Raw genomic sequence first — 19210 nt, 5'->3', positions numbered from 1 at the left:
GACTTGAAGAAGGGGGAGGCCTCGCGGCCTCCCCCTTTTTTGCGTTTTATAGAGAGCTGTAATACAAGAACTCGCCTTCTTTTAGCTTGTCTTACTGTTTGGCTGTATTTTGAGTCCTTCTTTTGTATTTGCGCGATAATAACTCCCATTGGCGTTAGGGAGGACTTGATGTTTACCGTTTTTGTCTTGGGCAATATTGCTTCGGGTAAGTCGACTGCCTGCCGCTATCTCGAATCTCATGGCGCCATGCTCATCGATCTGGACGAACTTGCCAAATCGCTGTATGTGCCAGGCTCCGATATCGTCAATGCCCTCGCGGAAGAATTTGGCTGGGATATTTTGGACGAGGAGGGCGGCGTTCGCCGTAACATACTCGCTTCTCGAGCTTTTGTTTCTCCTGATGCGGTCGCGAGGCTCAATAGCATTGTGCACCCCGTTCTCATTGAGCAGCTGTCACTGAGGATTCTTGATCCGGTTTGCTGCACGGTTTCTTCCCCCCGTTATCCCTTTGCGGTGGTCGAGGTTTCTGCTCCGACTGGTTTTGAGGATGCATTTGGCTTGGCTGATGAAATTCTGGTCATCAGCGCCCCTTTGTCAGTTCGTCGCGAGCGTGCTATTCAGCGTGGCATGGAGCCATCTGATTTCGATGCCCGTTCTGCTTGCCAGCCCGATGAGTCTGCGCTGTGCAATCTCGCTACAACGGTGATTGATAATGCCGCAGGCGATAATTCGCTCTTTGAGCAGCTTGACTCATGGCTTGCATGCCATGGGTTTATAGACACTGCGAATAAGGAGGATGCCGATGCCTAAGACACGTTTCTTTGCGTGGTATCGCCTTATTCCGCTGGCTGCCGTTTTTGCCTTCGGCCTTATCTCATTCGTTTACTCGTGTGCTCCCGCGGCTTTCTTTAAGCCGCTGTATCCCATTGACCACGAGGCGTATGTAAAGCAATCGAGTATTTCGCATAATCTGGATCCGTATCTGGTGTGCGCTGTCATTAAGTCGGAATCGAATTGGGATCCCGAGGCTGAGTCGAATCAGGGTGCTCAGGGATTGATGCAGCTGATGCCTGTGACTGCTCAGGATATGATCACCAAGGGCCTTGTCGACGGTGACGAGTATTCGGTCGACAACCTTAACGATCCGGCTACCAATATCGAGTTTGGCTGCGCATACCTCTCGTATCTTCTGACCTATTTCAATGGGTCGACGGATAGTGCCATTGCCGCCTATAACGCTGGCATGGGCAATGTCGACGGTTGGGCGCAGCAGAGCACGTCGCTTCATAATGCAATCACCTTTCCCGAGACGCAGGCGTATCTGATTCGTGTCAATAATGCCTGGGTTCGCTATAAGACCCTCTATCCCGATCGGTTCGTATAGGACTATGCCTGCCGCCTGCGTATACTGCAGATATATGAGTTAGGAGTATCCATGGCGGAATTTGAAGTAGAACGCGTTGGCGGTGAACTTAAGCGCTTTGGCGTTGAGGGCGCTGAGGTGCCGTTTGAAGTCGTTTCTCCCTATGAGCCTGCAGGTTCTCAGCCTAAGGCCATTGAGTCGCTTGTGCAGGGTGTGAGGGATGGAGATCGCTATCAGGTTTTGCTGGGCGTGACTGGTTCGGGCAAGACCTTCACGATGGCTAAGACTATTGAGGCCCTGGGGAAGCCGACGCTGGTCATGGCTCCCAATAAAACGCTCGCCGCTCAGCTTGCGAGCGAGCTCAAAGAGTTCTTTCCCAACAACGCTGTGGTCTACTTTGTCTCGTACTACGACTACTATCAGCCCGAGGCGTATGTGCCGCAAAGCGATACATATATCGAGAAAGACTCCTCGATTAACGAAGAGGTCGAGATGCTGCGCCATCAGGCGACCGCCTCGTTGCTCTCTCGACGCGATGTAATCGTCGTTGCTTCGGTGTCCTGTATCTACGGTATCGGCTCTCCCGAGGACTATGCGGGGCTGGCGCCGAATGTCGACAAGAAAGTGCCGCTCGAGCGCGATGACTTTATCCATGCACTTATCGACATTCAATATGATCGCAATGACTATGACCTAGCGCGCGGCACGTTCCGCGTGCGCGGCGATGTTGTCGACGTGTATCCGCCTTATGCCGAGCATCCGTTGCGGTTTGAGTTCTTTGGCGACGAGGTTGAGCTTATTGCCGAGATCGATGAGGTTACCGGTGAGATGCTTCGTGAGTACGAGGCCATCCCCGTATGGCCGGCATCGCACTACGTGACCGAGAAGCCGAAGGTCAAGGCGGCTCTGAAATCAATCAGTGAAGAGTGCGAGAAGCGTGTGGCCGAGCTCAAGGCGACCGACAAGTTGCTCGAGGCACAGCGTCTGCAGCAGCGCACCGACTATGATCTCGAGATGCTCGAGACCATGGGTTTTTGTAACGGTATCGAGAACTACTCGCGTCATCTGGACGGTCGAAAACCGGGCGAGCCGCCGTTTACCCTGATCGATTACTTCCCTAAGGACATGCTCTGCATCATCGATGAGAGCCATGTGACGGTGCCGCAGATTCGCGGCATGCACGAAGGTGACCGCTCGCGTAAGGTGACGCTGGTGGAACACGGTTTTCGCCTTCCTTCGGCGCTCGATAACCGTCCGCTTCGCTTCGATGAGTTTGAGGCGAGGATACCCCAGTTTATCTATGTTTCGGCCACGCCGGGCGACTACGAGCTGCGGGTGAGCCAAAACGACGTGGAGCAGATTATTCGTCCGACCGGTCTGCTCGACCCCAAGATCGATGTGCGTCCGGTTCGTGGGCAGATTGACGATCTTGAGGACGAGATTCGCGAGCGCGTTGCCCGCAAGGAGCGCGTGCTGGTGACCACGCTCACCAAGCGCATGGCCGAGGACCTGACCGACCATCTGCTTGATGCCGGCATTAAGGTCAATTACATGCATTCTGATACGGCGACAATGGACCGTGTCGAGATCCTGCGAACGCTGCGCGAGGGCAAGATCGATGTTCTCGTTGGCATCAACCTGCTTCGCGAGGGCTTGGATCTTCCCGAGGTCTCACTGGTGGCAATTCTCGATGCCGATAAGGAAGGCTTCTTGCGCAACCGCCGTTCGCTGATTCAGACGATTGGCCGCGCGGCCCGTAACGCCGATGGCGAAGTCATCATGTACGCGGACGTCGTGACCGATTCGATGAGAGAGGCGATTGAGGAGACGCAGCGTCGACGCGAGATCCAGATGGCCTATAACGAAGAGCATGGCATTGTGCCCAAGACGGTGCGCAAGGCCATCAACGACATCTCAAGTTTTATTGCCGAGGCCGAAAAAACCGTGGGTTCCAAGGGGCGCTCGAAGGGCGACTCTCTTGGCCATGGCGCATTCTATACGCCCGATGAGTCGGGCGAGGGCGGCGTGCCGGAAACGGTGGCACCCGAGCAGACACTTGCGGAGCAGTTGGAAGAACTACCGCATGACGAGCTTGTGCGGATCGTCGAAACCATGGAAGAGGATATGCGCAACGCTTCTGCCGCCATGGACTTTGAGGAGGCGGCGCGCCTGCGTGATGCCGTCGTTCAGATTCGGGCGATGCTCGAGGGTGCGTCTGAGGACGAGACGATCGAGCGCTTACGTTCGCAGGCGCGCAAGGGTTCCACGTTCGCATCGGGCAGAAAACGCCAGGGTGCACGGTTTAAGAAATAGCGAACAGGCCCCGAGTTCCCTGTGGAGCTCGGGGTCTGTATCTTTTGCGCGCTGGAATTCGTGCGCTAGAGGTCTGCGATCAGGGCTTCGGCACAACGGATGCCGTCGGTGGCCGCGCTCATGATGCCGCCGGCATATCCAGCTCCCTCACCACAAGGGTAAAGGCCCGGGGTCGACACGGCATGGCATGCTCGGTCTCGGGTGACGGTGACCGGTGAGCTCGAACGAGTCTCCACGCCGGTAAGAACGGCGTCGGGGCGGTCGTAGCCGCGTAGCTTTTTTCCGAGTAGGGGAAGTCCCAGGCGGAGCGACTCGACGATATGCTGCGGCAGGGCTTCGTCAATTGCCGTCCAGGTCACACCGAGCGGATAGGTGGGCTTTACCTTTCCGGGCGCCTTGCTGGCACGTCCTGCGAGGAAATCTCCGACGAGCTGTGCCGGTGCGTTCCAGTTGGAACCGCCCAGGCGGTAGGCGGCCGCCTCGCAGGCACGCTGGAGCTCGATGCCGGCGAGCGGGTCATCGTTGGGAAGGTCCTTTGGCGTGACGTTAACGAGCAGGGCGGCATTTGCGTTGCGTCCGTCGCGGGCATTGAGACTGGCGCCGTTGACGCACAGGTGGCCCTGCTCGGAAGAGGCGGCGACAACCTGCCCGCCGGGGCACATGCAAAACGAGAACACGCTGCGGCCGTTGGGAAGATGGGCGACGAGCTTGTAAGGGGCTGCTCCGAGGGCAGGATGTCCCGCCGAGGCTCCGTATTGGACTCGGTCGATGTCGCGCTGCGGATGCTCGATGCGAACGCCCATGGCAAAGGTCTTTTGTGCGAGGGCCACGTTGTGGCCCTTAAGGAGCTCAAAAATATCGCGAGCAGAATGCCCGCAGGCGAGGATGAGGTGCTTTGTCTCGATTGGCTCGCAAGCGGCGTCTTGGGACGATTGGACATCAATACCGGTGATGGCGCCAGACGCGTCGATGCGAATGTCGACGAGCCTCGTTCGATAACGGACGACACCTCCGAGCTGCTCGATGCGCTGGGATATAGCGGTGACAACCGTGGGAAGGATGTCGGAGCCAATGTGCGGCTTGGCATCCCATAGAATATCGCGGGGCGCACCCGCCTCGACGAAGGTTTCGAGGATAAGGCGATGGGCGGGATTTTTGGTTCCCGTATTGAGCTTGCCGTCCGAGAAAGTCCCCGCGCCGCCCAGGCCAAACTGGATATTGCTCTCGGGGTCGAGGATGCGCTCCTTTAGAAAGAGGTCGATCGCCCGCGAGCGGCGAAATGCCGGGTCGCCGCGCTCGATGAGCAAGGGCTTAAGACCTGCTTCGGCGAGCGTAAGCGCAGCGAAAAGGCCGGCGCATCCGGCGCCGACAACGACAGGGCGTTCTTGAGGTGCGTCGGAGGCGGGGGAGGGGAATGAAGGCTCATCGTCTTCTATCGCGCGTACGCGCGAGCGGTCACGCTCGGCAACGCTGTCGACCGCTTCTCGCTCGAGGTGGGGACTAGTCAGCTCAACACGAAAGCTCAGGATAAAATGGACGTCTCGTTTTTTGCGAGCGTCGATTGACTTGCGGTGGAGCTCGATGGACTTGATCTCGGAGTCCTTGCAACGTAGGACGCGCTTGGCGACTCGCTTGCCAACAATGAGACAGGCATTTTCATCGTCGGCTTCATCGAGCGACGCGTTGACTTGGGTGATTTCGATCATCGAGGTCTCCTTAGAGGCAAGAAAGAGGCCGTCCGGTATCCCAGACGGCCCGAATGCGTTTTTGATTATAGACTGCGCGGCTACAGGCTGCTTGCAGCGCGAATGCCCGAGATCCAGGCCCACGCAAGGTTAAAGCCTCCGCAATCGGCGTCGATGTCGAGCGCTTCACCGCAGACGTAAAGCGGGGCGTCGACAACGCTGCGCGCGCGTAGGCTGGGTGTTGAGATGCTCTCGACAGATACGCCACCACGCGTGACCTGCGCTGAGCGCTCCTCGGCTGTTCCCTTGACGAGCAACTTAAAGTGCTTGAGGATCGAGACCAGGTGGATGACATCGTTGGAGCCTGGATGGCACTGCTCGAACGCTGTGCAGACGACGCGGGAGAGTTGCGGGGCGAGCATGCCGTCGAGCCAACGGGGATCGCGGGGCGAAAAGCCGCCGAGCAGCTCAACGCGCCGGTTGAGCATATCGAGCAGCTCGTCTTTGGAGAGGTCGGGGAAAACGTCGAGCAGGATCGTATCGCCGCGCTGGATACGACGAGAGAGGTTGAAGACAGCGACGCCCGAGATACCGAAGGTTCGAAACAGCACTTCACCGTCTTCGTGCCAGAGCTCATTATGATTGCGGGCGAGCGTCAAGCGGGCGCGGACGCGCAGGCCATCCAACGTCTTGAGCGCCGCCCGATCGCCAAAGACCGTTGCCGATACGGGGCAGAGGATGGGGCGCAGCGAAGTGAGGGGGAGGCGAAACGTATCGGCGATACCGGTGGGGTTGCCGCCCGTGGCGATAATTACGGCATGTGCCTGCAGGGCCACGTTCTTGCGAGGGACATCAGCGAGCGCTTTCCGAAGCGAGCGGAGCTCCGATTTTCGGTCGTCGTGCTTTTTTGCCTTGAGCGCCCGCGCTGGACGGTCTATTTGGAGTGCCCAGCCTTCGGAAGCTTTGTGCGCCGAGGCAACGTAGGCTCCGCAGATTAAGGTGATACCTAGGCGGTCGCAAACGTTGAGAAGCGCGTCGCGCACCGATTCGGCGCGAAGGGAGCGCGGGTACAGCCGGCCTTCCTCGGAGGTTGTCATGATACCCAGCGAGGAGAAGAAACCCATAAGCTCTTGTTCGGGCTGGGGGCCCATGACGGATGTGACGAATGCTGGGTGGTTATACCGCTGAGGATCGATCGATTCGTTGGAGAGGTTGCAGCGGCCGTTACCGGTCGCAAGGAGCTTAAGGCCGCAGGCGACATCGCGCTCAACGATGCAGACGCTTTTGCCAACGCGTGCGGCCGTAATGGCGGCGGCGAGGCCTGAAGCCCCGCCGCCGATTACCAGGACGTCATAGAAGGCGCTCGCGTTCACTTAGGCCTCGTCGGTCTCGTGCGGGGTAATAGCCTCGACGGCAGAGACTGCCTTGGGCAACATGCCATCGGGCAGCGCGGTCTCGACCTCGCCCTTATCGCAGGCCTCGGCGAGTGCCGGATTAATGGGAAGCTGGCCCAAGATGTCGAGGTTATAGCGCTCTGCGACCTCGGGGAGCTTGCTCTTGCCAAAGACCTCGATCTTCTTGCCGCAGTCGGGGCACTCAATATAGCTCATGTTCTCGACAATGCCCAGAATGGGGACGTTCATCTTCTCGGCCATGTTGACCGCCTTGGCGACGATCATCGAGACCAGATCCTGCGGGCTCGTGACGATGACGATGCCGTCGACCGGCAGCGACTGGAAGACGGTGAGCGCAACGTCGCCTGTTCCCGGAGGCATGTCGACCAGTAGGTAGTCGATGGGGCCCCACGAGGTCTCGCTCCAGAACTGCCTAATGGCGCCTGCGATGACCGGACCGCGCCAAAGGACGGGGTCGGTCTCGTTTTGGAGCAGCAGGTTGGAGCTCATGACCTTGACGCCGTGCTCGGAGATTTCGGGCAGCATAAGGTTGCCAAGGGCATGGACGTGGCGTCCACTCATACCGAACATCTTGGGGATAGAGGGACCGGTGATGTCGGCATCGAGGACGCCGACCTTGTGGCCGTGACGGGCAAGCTCGGTGGCGATGGCACCGGTGACAAATGACTTGCCGACACCGCCCTTGCCGGAAAGCACGGCGATGACGCGCTTGACCTCGGACAGCGTGTTCTCCTCAAATTGCGACGGCGACGTTTGTCCGCCGGCGGCCTGTGCGTGTTCGCAACCCATGTATGACTCCTTTGTATATGCTGGGGCCGGGGCCCCGCGATGTGACACGAGCGTCATTGTACCCTCGTTTGCGAGCGGGAGTCATTTGCGATGCGTTTGGGCCGAGCGTGCTTGCAATACGATGGGCCCAAGCGAATGGGCGGGCTTACTGAACTTTGCTGGCGAACTCGAGGTATTGCATGCGCTGCAGCTTGTCGATCGTCGAGGCGTAGGGGCTGTCTTTCGATTCCAAGTCGTAGCGCAGCCCGTCGGCACCGAGATAGCCGGCGACATTGATGGTGGGCACATCTGACCTTGTCGCAAGCAGGGCCTTTTGGTAATTGGTGAGCGGGGCGCCGATCTTATTAAGGGTAATGGCTGCAATCTCGTTTGCCCCGACGGTGTCGTAGACGTTGAGCTCGGTATTGCCGGCGATCTCATAGTTAGCCCAGACGAGATATGTCGACTGATAGATACGGAAAGCGTGGCTTGCCGTATCTTCCTGAGGGTACAGCTCGTCGTTGAGAGTCGTTGCGGCGCTCGGCTGATGGTCGCCAAAAAAGACAAGAACAACCGGTCTGCCGATGTTGCGGAGCTCGTTGATAAAGTACTCGAGGTCCCGGTCGGATGCGTTGATGCAGGTGAGATAGGTGTTGAGCGCGCTGTTGGCGCCTTCGCTGGCTCCCTCGACCCAATAGTTTGTCAGCTCTTCGGCGGGAACGGTGCCATAGTCGTAGCCGCCGTGATTTTGCATCGTGACGTCAAAGATGAACTGTGGCGCTTCGTCGGTTCTAAGCAGGTCGAGTATCTTGTCGTAGGTGGCGTAGTCGCATACGCCGGCATGGTAATAGGGCGCACCTTCGAAATCGCCGATTGAAAGAAAGTCTCCAAAGCCCAGCTGCTGATAGATTTTATCTCGATGGTAGTTGACGGGGTTTTGCGGGTGCATAGCGGTAGTGGTATACCCAAGCTCTTTAAGGTCCTTTGCCAGGCTGTTTACGCCATTCATCTGATACAGCTGATAGGGGATCTTGCCTAATCCGACAAAGGCCGTTGTCGCTCCGGTCAAAAATTCGAATTCGGAGTTCGCCGTTCCGCCACCGGCGACCGAAGCGAGCATGGTGCCGCGAACAAGTGTGTCGGGAAGCGAGTTGTAGAATGCGGGGCCGGAGTACCCGGCCGCCTGGAGCTGCTCAAAGCACGAAAGGTCGCTAAAACTCTCGTTCATGACGGCAACAATCGTCGGCTTGATTTCATTGAACTGGGCAACGGCCGCCGCGCGCTGTTCGCTCGAGCCATATGTGCTGTCGTAGACGGCGGCGAGCTCCTGCTCGATGCTCTGCGCCTCATCGGGCGTATAGTCTTCGGGCTTCTCAATGGGCAACTCGTTGACCATTTCGGTGAACGAAGTGATAAAACCCTGAGACGCATACGTGGTGATGGGCTGCCAACGGTCAAATCCAAAATCCAGCGCCTGCTCCAAGTCGATGTTGGAAAAGCCTGAGAGCCCCACAACGGTCACTAGCAGAAAAGCACAGAGGTTAGCGGCGATAGCGGGGAAGACATGGGTGGGCGTACGGAGCTTTCGCGGTCGGATGAGCGAAAGAAGCCCCAGGGAAATCTCCAGCAGGGCGAGAGAGGTTACGATTCCGGCGGTAAAGGTAAACTCGTATCCCTCGCTCACTTCCATTGCGGTGCCAAGGGCCAAGATATCGCTTGGCAGGATGGCTTCGCCTTTAAACGTTATGACGAAGTGCTCGGCAATGCCAAGGACGCAACAGACGACGGGCACGAGGACCATGACGCCTCCATGACGCTGTCCCAGCAAATAAAGGGAGAGCAGAACCGTCGCGAGCAACCCGACGGAAAACCCGAATGAGTTGGCGGGAATGCGATAGAACGTTTCGTTGCAGGCAATTTCGATTGAAACGAACGAGAGCGCTGAAACAGCGGCGATGACAAGGATGTTGCGGCAAATACAGGCAACCGTTCCCGTCGCAAGGTCGGTTTGGTCGATAAGTCCCGAAACCAAGGGCTCGACAAGAAGCATGACGGCGGCAGCACCGAGCGCCGAATAAGAAAGGACCCATAGGGAGCTGCCCTCATTTACGAGCGATTGATTCGTAATCCATGCAGCTACCACGCCGAGCGGGATGAGGAGCGTCGCGCACCAAAAGACGCGGGCAATGGGTGGCTTTTCGTTGCGTTTGATTGAAAAATACACGCGCACGACGACGGCGGCCACGATAAGGACGGCGATGAATATGGGCAGATTGGCCATGTCGCTCGAAGTGATTTCAAGGGGGATATCTTCGGTCATGGACGTTCCTCTGGTACAGCAAATTAAGTTCAGTATTAGATTACTGTAACCTTTCCACGGCATTTCGAGAAACAAAGCGCCCGATACGCAAAGCTAAAGGTCTGCGAATCTTGTATTACGAACATCTGTGCGCGTCGAGTGCGCTAAACTCATCGGCAGTATGATTCGATGCAATAGGAGGCAAGGAGCTTCCATGTCTGATTCCTCTATCGTTATTCGCGGCGCTCGTGAGCACAACCTCCGTGATATCGATGTTTCCATTCCGCGTGACCAACTCGTGGTCATTACCGGTCTTTCTGGCTCGGGCAAGAGTTCGCTGGCATTCGACACTATCTATGCCGAGGGCCAGCGTCGATACGTCGAGAGCCTTTCGAGTTATGCGCGCCAGTTCTTGGGCCAGATGGACAAACCCGACTTGGATTCAATCGACGGCCTTTCGCCGGCGGTGTCGATCGACCAAAAGACGACATCTAAAAACCCTCGCTCGACGGTTGGCACCGTAACCGAGATTTATGACTATCTGCGTCTGCTGTTCGCCCGTGTGGGCACTCCGCACTGTCCCGAATGCGGCCGCGTCATTGAGCGCCAGACGACCGACCAGGTCGCCGATAAGGTCCTGGCGGCGGGGGAGGGCCGCCGCGCGTTTGTGCTGGCACCGGTGGTGCGCGGGCGAAAAGGCGAGTACACCAAGCTGTTTGAGGACCTTCGCGCCGAGGGCTTTAGCCGCGTGCGTGTCGACGGCGAGGTTCGCTCGCTTGATGACCCTATCGATTTGGATAAGAAATTCAAGCACGATATCGAGGTCGTGGTCGACCGCATCGTGATTCGCGAGAACTCGCTGGGCCGTATTGCCGAGTCCGTTGAACAGGCGACTGCGCTGGCGCACGGCAATGTGAACGTATACTTGCTGCCCGACCGCGACGCTCCCGAGGGGACCGAAGGCGAGTTGCTGGAGTATTCGCTGGCGTTAGCGTGCCCGGAGCATGGACACTCCATCGATGACCTGCAGCCGCGTGATTTCTCGTTCAACGCGCCCTATGGCGCGTGCCCCGAGTGCGATGGCCTGGGCTTTAAGAAGACGGTCGATGCCGAGGCCCTAATCGAAGACCCCTCGAAGTCGATCGCCGACGGGGTCTTTGGCAGCCTGTTTGGCAACTCTAACTACTATCCGCAGATTTTCGCTGCGGTCTGCAAACACTTTAAGGTGAGCGTCGATACGCCGTGGGAGGATCTGCCTCCGCGGGTGTGTCGTGCGTTTTTAGACGGCATGGGCGACCAGAAGATTTCGGTCGACTATCAAAAGCTCGATGGGCGCCGCAGCCAGTGGGACACCAAGTTCTCGGGTGTGCGCAATATCCTGTACGAGCGCTATACCGAGACGACGAATGAGAACACCAAGGCGCGCTTGGAGAAGTACATCCGCGAGGAGCCGTGCTCGAGCTGCCACGGCGCTCGTTTGCGCCCCGAGATGCTCGCCGTCACCGTGGGCGGCAAGTCCATTTACGAGGTTTGTTGTCTGTCGTGCCGTGAGTCGCTCGAGTTTTTTGAGGGCCTGGAACTCACCGAGCGCCAACAGTTTATCGGCGGACGCATCGTCAAGGAAATCCTGGAGCGCCTGCGTTTTCTGGTCGATGTCGGACTCGACTATCTGACCCTCGATCGTGCCTCGGCGACGCTTTCCGGAGGCGAGGCCCAGCGCATTCGCCTGGCAACGCAGATCGGCGCCGGCCTCATGGGTGTCCTGTACATTTTGGACGAGCCATCGATTGGCCTCCATCAGCGCGATAACGAGCGCCTGATCAAGACGCTTGAGCGCCTACGCGATATCGGCAATACCGTCATCGTCGTCGAGCATGATGAGGATACGATTCGTGCTGCCGACTATGTGATCGACATGGGCCCCGGCGCGGGCGTGAACGGCGGACACGTAGTCGCGGCGGGAACGCCTGCCGATATCATGGCGTGTCCCGAGTCGATGACGGGCGCTTATCTGACCGGCAAACGAATGATCCGGGTTCCCGATGAGCGCCGCAAGCCCGGTCGCGGCTGCCTTAAGATCACGGGCGCCCGCGCCAACAACCTCAAAAACGTTACCGCCAAGATCGAGTTTGGTACGCTTACGGTCGTTACCGGCGTGTCGGGATCGGGTAAGAGCTCCCTGGTTACCGACACTATCGCACCTGCCCTTACGAATGCCATTCACCGTTCGACGCGCCCTGTGGGTCCGTATAAGAAAATCGAGGGCATCGAGTGTATCGATAAGGTTATCGATATCGACCAGTCGCCGATTGGCCGCACGCCGCGTTCCAACCCTGCTACGTACATTGGCCTGTGGGATGATCTTCGCGCGCTGTTTGCGAGTACGCCGGAGTCGAAGGCGCGCGGCTACTCGCCGGGACGTTTCTCCTTTAACGTGAGCGGCGGTCGCTGCGAAGCATGCAAGGGCGACGGACAAATTAAGATCGAGATGCACTTCCTTCCCGATATCTATGTCCCCTGTGAGGTCTGCGGCGGCAAACGCTATAACCGCGAGACGCTTGAGGTCACCTACCGTGGTAAGACCATCTCGGACGTGCTCGACATGAGCGTCACCGAGGCACTGGCCTTCTTTGGGAATATCCCGCAGATTAAGCGCAAGCTCCAGACGCTGTACGATGTAGGCTTGGGCTACGTGAGCCTGGGCCAGCCCGCTACGACGCTCTCGGGCGGCGAGGCGCAGCGTGTGAAGCTCGCCAAGGAGCTTCATCGACGCCAGACGGGCAAGACGTTCTATATTTTGGATGAGCCGACGACCGGCCTTCATTTTGAGGACGTCCGCCAGCTGCTCGATGTGCTGCAGCGCTTGGTCGATGCGGGCAACACGGTGCTGGTGATTGAACACAACCTTGATGTCATCAAGGTTGCCGACCGCCTGATCGATATGGGCCCCGAGGGCGGTAACGGCGGCGGAACCGTCGTGGTTTCGGGCACACCGGAGCAGGTCGCGGACTGTCCGCAAAGTTATACGGGCAAGTTTTTGGCGCCGTTGCTCAGGCGTGACCGGGAGCGTCAGGCTCAACTTGATGCTCAATAAATAGGCGATTCAGTTTATGGGCGCCATCGACTCCTTGTGATTCGATGGCGCTTGCTGTGTCGAAGTGACGTATGCAGCCGAATTGGACATATACTTAATCCTTACGTCCGAATGCGAGGGAAAGGATATGCCATGGCAAAGGCTGTAAAGACGCCAAAAACCAATGCGATGCGCGAGCTGGAAAGCGCCGGCATTTCCTATGTTCTACATACGTACGAAGACGATGGTGATGAGTCGGCGGGCCTGGGGGTCGCGATTTCGGAGCAGCTTGGCGAGGAGCCCGGACAAGGATTTAAGACCTTGGTCTGCGTGACGCCGTCCAACGACCATGTCGTGTGCTGCATCCCTGTTGCCGACGAGCTCGATCTAAAGTCCGCCGCGCGTGCCGCGGGGGAGAAGTCCTTGGCCATGATGCATGTGAAGGATTTGCTTGCGGCGACTGGCTACGTTCGCGGCGGCTGCAGTCCGGTCGGTATGAAAAAACGCTACCGGACGCTCATTGATGAGACATGTGTCCTTTGGGATACCATTTTTATTTCGGGAGGCAAGCGTGGTTATCAGCTTGAGCTTGCACCCGATGATTTAATTGCATTTTGCGGGGCGACGGTCGCCCCGATTACGAGAGAGGACTGAGCGATGCCGCAGGAAGAATTGAAGTGCGGAGCTCATTTTGCAAAAGAATCTGCGCCTCAGACACCCTCATCCGAAGCTTCTTCGTCGCGAGATGGCACTGATGATATGGGCTCGTCGGACTACTCCACGGTTGGTCGTTCCGCCGGGCTTATGACCATCCTGACCATCGTGTCTCGCGTCACCGGCTTTATCCGCACATGGGCAATGGCGGCCGCTATCGGCATGTCGCTGCTCTCGTCCTCCTATCAGGTCGCCAACAACCTGCCCAATATGCTCTACGAACTCGTGATGGGCGGCATGCTCGTGACGGCGTTTTTGCCCGTGTACATGGGCGTGAGGCGTGAGCAGGGTCGCGAGGCCTCGAACGAGTACGTGGGCAACCTGCTCGGTATTCTGCTATTGGTGCTGGGTGGCATTTCGTTGCTGGGGACCGTGTTCGCTCCGGGCTTTATTTGGACGCAATCGTTCCTTTCGGGTGGCGGCGGCAGCATGGATACCGCTGCGTTCATGTTCCGTTTCTTCGCCATCCAGATTCTGTTTTATGGTTTGGGCTCGGTGTTCTCGGGCGTTCTCAACGCACACCGCGACTACTTCTGGTCGACGTTTGCCCCGGTCCTCAACAATGTGATCGTCATTGCGAGCTTTATGGGCTTTGCGCCCGTGTCCGCACAGTTTGGCGAACGTGCCGGCATCATCTTGATTGCGGCCGGTACGACCCTCGGTGTCTTTGTTCAGATGGCTTGTCAGATCCCCGCGCTTGGCAAGCACGGCGTGCATCCCCATATCCATATCGACTTTAAGGACCCCGCACTGCGCCAGACGATTGCGCTCGGTATCCCGACGCTGCTCGCTACGGTGTGCATGTTTGTCTCGACTTCTATCACGAACGCTGCCGCGCTGGTGGTCCAGCCCGAGACCGGTCCTTCCGTCATCGCCTATGCGCGCCTGTGGTACACGCTGCCCTACGCGCTGATTGCCGCCTCGCTTTCGACGGCGCTCTATACCGAGCTCTCTCACGACGCACAGGAGAAGGATTACGACAGCGTTCGCACGGGCATTTCGCGTGGCGTCGCCCAGATGCTGTTCTTCCTGGTTCCGTTCGCGCTGTACCTGATTGTCTTCGCGCGTCCGCTCAACATGATCTACTGCGCTGGCAAGTTCGATGAGTCCGGCGTGGCGCTGGTGTCCGAGTTCCTTGTCTACCTGGCGTTCTCGCTGCCGCTCTACGGCGTGGTCGTGCTGATGCAGAAGAGCTTCTCTGCCTTGCTCGACATGAAGCCCTATAGCCGCTATTGCCTGTATTCCGCCATCGGCCAGGCCGGCTCGGTTCTGCTGTTTGGCGTTGTGCTGGGCTTCGGTATGCCGGCAATCGCGCTTTCGTATGTCGTCGACTACGTGATCTTGGTCGGCTGTTCGCTGTGGTGGCTGCGTCGCCGCCTGCGTGGTCTTCAGGTTAAATCCATCCTGCATGGCGGTTTCTTTGGCCTTTTGCTCGGTGGCCTGGGTGCTGCCGCAGGCGCCGGCGTCATGTGGGCGCTTGAACGCTTTGTCGGGGCACTTGGCGGCTCGATTCTGATTACTCTTGGCTACGTTTGCGTTGCGGGTGTCGTCTCGCTTGCTGTTACCTTTGGCCTTGCCGTCATCCTTAAGATGCCCGAGGTCTCGGCGCTGCTTCGTCGCAAGTAGGTGCGCGTGGCCGGTCACGACAACATTCCAACGCTTGCCGAGCAGGTTTCGCGCGTTCCCACGCAGCCCGGCTGCTACCTTTGGAAAGACGCCAAGGGCGATGTCATCTACGTGGGCAAGGCGAAAAACCTGCGCGCCCGTATGCGTCAGTACGTGACGCTGCAGGACGAGCGCCAGAAGATCCCGCTTATGATGCAGCTGGTGGCGAGCTTTGACTATATCGTGGTGGAGACCGAGCACGAGGCGTTGGTGCTCGAGCGCAATTTGATTGGTCAGTACCATCCGTACTTTAACGTCGACCTCAAGGATGACAAGAGCTACCCCTTTATCGCCATTACAAAGGGCGACCTGTATCCCGCTATCAAATACACGCGTGAGCGTCATAAGCCGGGAACGCGCTATTTTGGACCTTATACCGATAGCCGCGCGGCACGTGAGACGATAGATACGCTGCGCAAGGTTATCCCCATCTGCTCCGCATCCTGTGCGGAGTGGCGTCGTTGTCGCCGTATCGTCGAGTCCCACAAGGGCGAGGAAGACATCGTCAATATGATTTGCGCGCAAAACGGGCGCCCCTGCTTTGACTACCATGTCGGGCGCGGCCCGGGTGCGTGTGTCGGCGCGATTTCCCCGGCAGACTATGCCAAGAACGTCAAGCGCGTCGAGCGCTTTTTGTCGGGCCATCGCAAGGATGTCGTCGATGAGCTGACCTCCGAGATGACGGATGCCGCTGAGGCGCTCGACTTTGAGCGCGCGGCACGCGTCAAACGTCGTTTGGAGGTCATCAGGGGTCTGGACGATCGTCAGCAAGTCGTTTTTCCCTCCAGTGTCGATATAGATGTCATCGGTTTCTATCGCGAGGAGACCATCTCCGCCGCTTGCGTCTTCGTCGTTCGCGAGGGCCGAACAGTTCGCACCTGCGAGTTCATTCTCGACAAGGGTCTTGATGTTGACGAGGAAGAGCTCCAGTCGGGCTTTCTTAAGCGCTATTACGACGAGACGGCTGATATTCCAGCTGAGGTCAACCTTTCCGTCGAGCTTGAGGATGCGGAGGCGCTGGGGGAGTGGCTTGCGGGCAAGCGTGAGCGTTCCTGCCATCTCCATAGGCCGCAGCGTGGCGAAAAGCACCGTCTGCTCGATATGGCATCCAAAAATGCGCGCCATGCTCTCATGCGCTACATGATGCGAACGGGGTACGCTGACGACCGCACCAATCAAGCGCTCCTGGAGCTCGAAAGTGCGTTGGCGCTGCCATCGCCGCCGTTGCGTATCGAGTGCTTCGATATCTCTACACTGCATGGCACCTTTACGGTCGCCTCGATGGTGGTGTTTACCAACGGGCGCGCCGACAAGAGTCAGTATCGTCGTTTTAAAATTCAGGCCGAATTGGACGAGGCAAACGACTTCGTGTCGATGTCCGAGGTTTTGGGACGACGTTATGCTCCCGAGCGTATGGCCGACGAGCGCTTTGGCTCGCGCCCCGATTTGCTCGTTGTCGATGGCGGTAAGCCGCAATTGACCGCTGCGATCAAGCAACTTGAGGCTCTTGGGCTCGATATACCAGTTTGTGGCCTGGCAAAGGCCGATGAGGAGGTTTTCGTGCCTTGGGACGAGACTCCAGTCGTGCTGCCGACCGGGTCTGCGTCGCTCTATCTAATTAAACAGGTGCGCGATGAATCGCACCGTTTTGCCATCACGTTCCATCGCGAATTGCGCGATAAAGCCATGACGGTTTCGGTACTCGATGACGTTCCAGGCGTGGGACCCACCAGAAAACGTGCCCTTATGCGCCATTTTGGCTCGATGAAGCGTTTGCGCGCGGCGAGCGAGCAAGAGATCGCGGAAGTTCGAGGCGTTCCTGCCGATGTCGCCAAAGCGGTTCACGAGGCGCTCGTTGCATGGAATGCCGAGCGCGCCGAGGCGGCGGCAAAGCAATCCGAAAACTGAACACGCCTCTAAACAACTGATATACATGATTGCGTGATTTTCAATCATTTATTTCACGGCGATTACCAGCCGATTTCGGGTTTAATTAACGCTAAAACGTTTGACTAGCCATGGTGAACAACCCTGCTATCCAGCGGGTTGACGAAGACTGATATCTCACCTCGTCGATACATACTGTCTGGCGAATCGTTTGTCAATGAATTCGGTGAACGGTAGTAAATACCGTTCAAGCGTATGTATGTATCGGTCGCCGAGCGCGGCACCTCAGTTGGGTTCGTCGGTAGGTAAGGTATATATCGTCCGCAAGTTGCGCGGGGGCACGTCTAGGCGCTCCCGGGTAAGATTCTCTATTGATAGGAGAAGACATGGCCATCATCAACAAGGGTATGTCCAGGCGTTCGTTCCTCGGCCTCACCGGCAGCGTCGCTGCTGTCGCAGGGCTTGGTCTCACCGGCTGCGGTGGCAGCTCTAGCGACGAGGGTTCCGCTTCCGGTTCCGCCGATTCCGCCAACCGTGGCGGCGGCGTGATCACCGCTGGTTCCGCTTACGCTCCGTCCAGCTTCGACCCCGCCAGCACCGGCTCCGCTGTGGGCCTGGGTGCTAACTGGCACGTCGTCGAGGGCCTCTACGGCATCGATTACCACGACTACAGCACCTTCAACGAGCTCGCCACCGACGATCCCAAGTCTGTGGACGACACCACTTTCGAGGTCACCATCCGCAAGGGCGCCAAGTTCTCCGATGGCACCGAGGTCACCGCTGACGATGTCGTTGCCTCCTACACCGCTTGTGCCGCTTCCGCTACCTATGCTCCGTTCTTCCAGCCCTTCGAGTCCATCGAGGCCAAGGACGCCAGCACCGTGACGGTCAAGACCAAGGTCCCCAACTTCTCCCTGCTCAAGGATCGTCTGGCCATCGTCCGCGTTACCCCGGCCACCCAGACCGAGGAGGATCGCGCCAAGCAGCCGATCGGATCCGGCCCCTGGATGTACGACTCTATCTCCGATACCGAGATCACCCTGGTTCCCAACCCCGAGTACAACGGTGAGTATGCTGCCGAGGATAAGAAGATCCAGTACAGCATCCTGACCGACCCCACCGCTCGCGTTACCGCTCAGCAGGAGGGCTCCACGCTCGTTATGGAGCTTGTTACCGCTGACGCCGTCGACCAGCTCGAGAGCGCCGGCTGCAAGATCGATAACGTTCAGGGTTTCGGCACCCGCTTCATCATGTTCAACGTCGCCAAGGAGCCTTGGAACAACGTCAAGGTCCGTCAGGCTGTCATGTATGCGCTCGACACCGAGAAGATGGTCAGCAACACCTTCGCCGGCCTTGCCACCGCTGCCAGCTGCTACCTGCCCAAGAGCTTCACCAACTATCATGAGGCTTCCACGGTGTACAAGACCGACGCCAAGAAGGCTAAGAAGCTCATTGAGGAGTCTGGCATCACCCCGGGTGCCATCACCCTGCGCACCACCGACAACGAGCAGATCAAGGGCATGGCCGCCCAGGTCAAGAACGACCTCGACGCTCTCGGCTTCGATGTGACCATCCAGACCGATACCTCGCCGGCCACCTACGCTGCCATCGACGGCGGCGAGGCCTACGATATCCTCCTTGCCCCTGGCGATCCTTCCTGCTTCGGCGCCGACCCCGACCTGCTGCTCAACTGGTGGTACGGCGACAACGTCTGGATGCAGACCCGTTGCCCGTGGAAGGAGTCCGCTGAGTGGCAGAAGCTCCACGGTCTCATGGACGAGGCTCTTGCCGCCGAGGGCGACGAGCAGCAGAAGAAGTGGAACGAGTGCTTCGACATCATTGCCGACAACGCTGTTCTGTACCCCGTTGTCCACGTCAAGACCGTCTCCGCTTCCTGGGACGATCCGTCCACTGCGCCCAACGGCGAGGCCCTCGATGGCTTCAAGGGCATCGGCACGACGAGCATGTCCTTCAGGGGCGTTGCGACCGTCAAGGCGTAAGACTCGCTTGAGTCTGTATGCAGGATGT

At 58.3% G+C, this 19210-nt stretch carries 12 protein-coding genes; 8 read left to right on the top strand and 4 right to left on the bottom strand.

From position 1 onward, the window contains the following. Positions 1 to 168: 168 nt before the first annotated feature. From coaE to uvrB, 3 genes are read left to right on the top strand one after another with little or no spacing between them, the layout of a single operon-like run. Complete coding sequence (coaE, locus tag DXC79_RS09005) at positions 169 to 810, top strand: dephospho-CoA kinase (RefSeq protein WP_117635947.1); 642 nt, start codon at positions 169 to 171, stop codon at positions 808 to 810. Beyond that, positions 803 to 1384 (top strand): lytic transglycosylase domain-containing protein, encoded by a 582-nt coding sequence (locus tag DXC79_RS09000; protein WP_117635946.1) that lies wholly within the window; start codon positions 803 to 805, stop codon positions 1382 to 1384. Before coaE ends, DXC79_RS09000 begins: the two co-directional genes overlap by 8 nt. A 51-nt stretch (positions 1385 to 1435) precedes the next feature. Further along, positions 1436 to 3676: an excinuclease ABC subunit UvrB gene (uvrB, locus tag DXC79_RS08995; RefSeq protein WP_117635945.1), complete on the top strand. Its 2241-nt coding sequence runs from the start codon at positions 1436 to 1438 to the stop codon at positions 3674 to 3676. A 65-nt stretch (positions 3677 to 3741) separates the two neighbouring features. Here the strand turns inward: uvrB and DXC79_RS08990 are convergent, their stop codons facing one another. From DXC79_RS08990 to DXC79_RS08975, 4 genes are all read right to left on the bottom strand, one after another. Further along, positions 3742 to 5382 (bottom strand): NAD(P)/FAD-dependent oxidoreductase, encoded by a 1641-nt coding sequence (locus tag DXC79_RS08990; RefSeq protein WP_117635944.1) that lies wholly within the window; start codon positions 5380 to 5382, stop codon positions 3742 to 3744. Positions 5383 to 5462: 80 nt separating this feature from the next. Beyond that, positions 5463 to 6734: an NAD(P)/FAD-dependent oxidoreductase gene (locus DXC79_RS08985; protein WP_117635943.1), complete on the bottom strand. Its 1272-nt coding sequence runs from the start codon at positions 6732 to 6734 to the stop codon at positions 5463 to 5465. Next, entirely contained in the window at positions 6735 to 7565 is an 831-nt protein-coding gene (locus DXC79_RS08980; protein WP_022094864.1) for an Mrp/NBP35 family ATP-binding protein, read from the bottom strand. 145 nt (positions 7566 to 7710) lie between these two features. Further along, positions 7711 to 9864: an LTA synthase family protein gene (locus tag DXC79_RS08975; protein ID WP_158551008.1), complete on the bottom strand. Its 2154-nt coding sequence runs from the start codon at positions 9862 to 9864 to the stop codon at positions 7711 to 7713. Positions 9865 to 10057: 193 nt separating this feature from the next. Between DXC79_RS08975 and uvrA the strand changes: the two genes are divergently transcribed. From uvrA to DXC79_RS08950, 5 genes are all read left to right on the top strand, one after another. Continuing rightward, on the top strand, positions 10058 to 12937 hold the full coding sequence (gene uvrA, locus DXC79_RS08970; protein ID WP_117635941.1) for an excinuclease ABC subunit UvrA: 2880 nt from the start codon (positions 10058 to 10060) through the stop codon (positions 12935 to 12937). Between the two features lie 132 nt (positions 12938 to 13069). Continuing rightward, on the top strand, positions 13070 to 13570 hold the full coding sequence (gene ybaK / locus DXC79_RS08965; RefSeq protein ID WP_089573609.1) for a Cys-tRNA(Pro) deacylase: 501 nt from the start codon (positions 13070 to 13072) through the stop codon (positions 13568 to 13570). A 105-nt stretch (positions 13571 to 13675) separates the two neighbouring features. Next, positions 13676 to 15256, top strand: coding sequence for a murein biosynthesis integral membrane protein MurJ (murJ, locus tag DXC79_RS08960; protein ID WP_117635940.1), 1581 nt, complete (start codon positions 13676 to 13678; stop codon positions 15254 to 15256). 6 nt (positions 15257 to 15262) lie between these two features. Continuing rightward, positions 15263 to 17203, top strand: coding sequence for an excinuclease ABC subunit UvrC (gene uvrC, locus DXC79_RS08955; protein ID WP_370445763.1), 1941 nt, complete (start codon positions 15263 to 15265; stop codon positions 17201 to 17203). A 365-nt stretch (positions 17204 to 17568) separates the two neighbouring features. After that, positions 17569 to 19182: an ABC transporter substrate-binding protein gene (locus tag DXC79_RS08950; RefSeq protein ID WP_117635938.1), complete on the top strand. Its 1614-nt coding sequence runs from the start codon at positions 17569 to 17571 to the stop codon at positions 19180 to 19182. Positions 19183 to 19210 lie beyond the last annotated feature (28 nt).

Source organism: Collinsella sp. TF08-11AT (assembly GCF_003437035.1).
GTDB lineage: Bacteria > Actinomycetota > Coriobacteriia > Coriobacteriales > Coriobacteriaceae > Collinsella.
The sequence above is the reverse complement of the archived record's forward strand: the minus strand, read 5'-3'. Positions and strand labels throughout refer to the sequence as shown.

Excerpts from the sequence above, each read along its gene's own strand:
- coaE (WP_117635947.1), top strand. The coding sequence starts at position 169 with ATGTTTACCGTTTTTGTCTTGGGCAATATTGCTTCGGGTAAGTCGACT.
- DXC79_RS09000 (WP_117635946.1), top strand. The coding sequence starts at position 803 with ATGCCTAAGACACGTTTCTTTGCGTGGTATCGCCTTATTCCGCTGGCT.
- uvrB (WP_117635945.1), top strand. The coding sequence starts at position 1,436 with ATGGCGGAATTTGAAGTAGAACGCGTTGGCGGTGAACTTAAGCGCTTT.
- DXC79_RS08990 (WP_117635944.1), bottom strand. The coding sequence starts at position 5,382 with ATGATCGAAATCACCCAAGTCAACGCGTCGCTCGATGAAGCCGACGAT.
- DXC79_RS08980 (WP_022094864.1), bottom strand. The coding sequence starts at position 7,565 with ATGGGTTGCGAACACGCACAGGCCGCCGGCGGACAAACGTCGCCGTCG.
- DXC79_RS08975 (WP_158551008.1), bottom strand. The coding sequence starts at position 9,864 with ATGACCGAAGATATCCCCCTTGAAATCACTTCGAGCGACATGGCCAAT.
- uvrA (WP_117635941.1), top strand. The coding sequence starts at position 10,058 with ATGTCTGATTCCTCTATCGTTATTCGCGGCGCTCGTGAGCACAACCTC.
- ybaK (WP_089573609.1), top strand. The coding sequence starts at position 13,070 with ATGGCAAAGGCTGTAAAGACGCCAAAAACCAATGCGATGCGCGAGCTG.
- murJ (WP_117635940.1), top strand. The coding sequence starts at position 13,676 with ATGGGCTCGTCGGACTACTCCACGGTTGGTCGTTCCGCCGGGCTTATG.
- DXC79_RS08950 (WP_117635938.1), top strand. The coding sequence starts at position 17,569 with ATGGCCATCATCAACAAGGGTATGTCCAGGCGTTCGTTCCTCGGCCTC.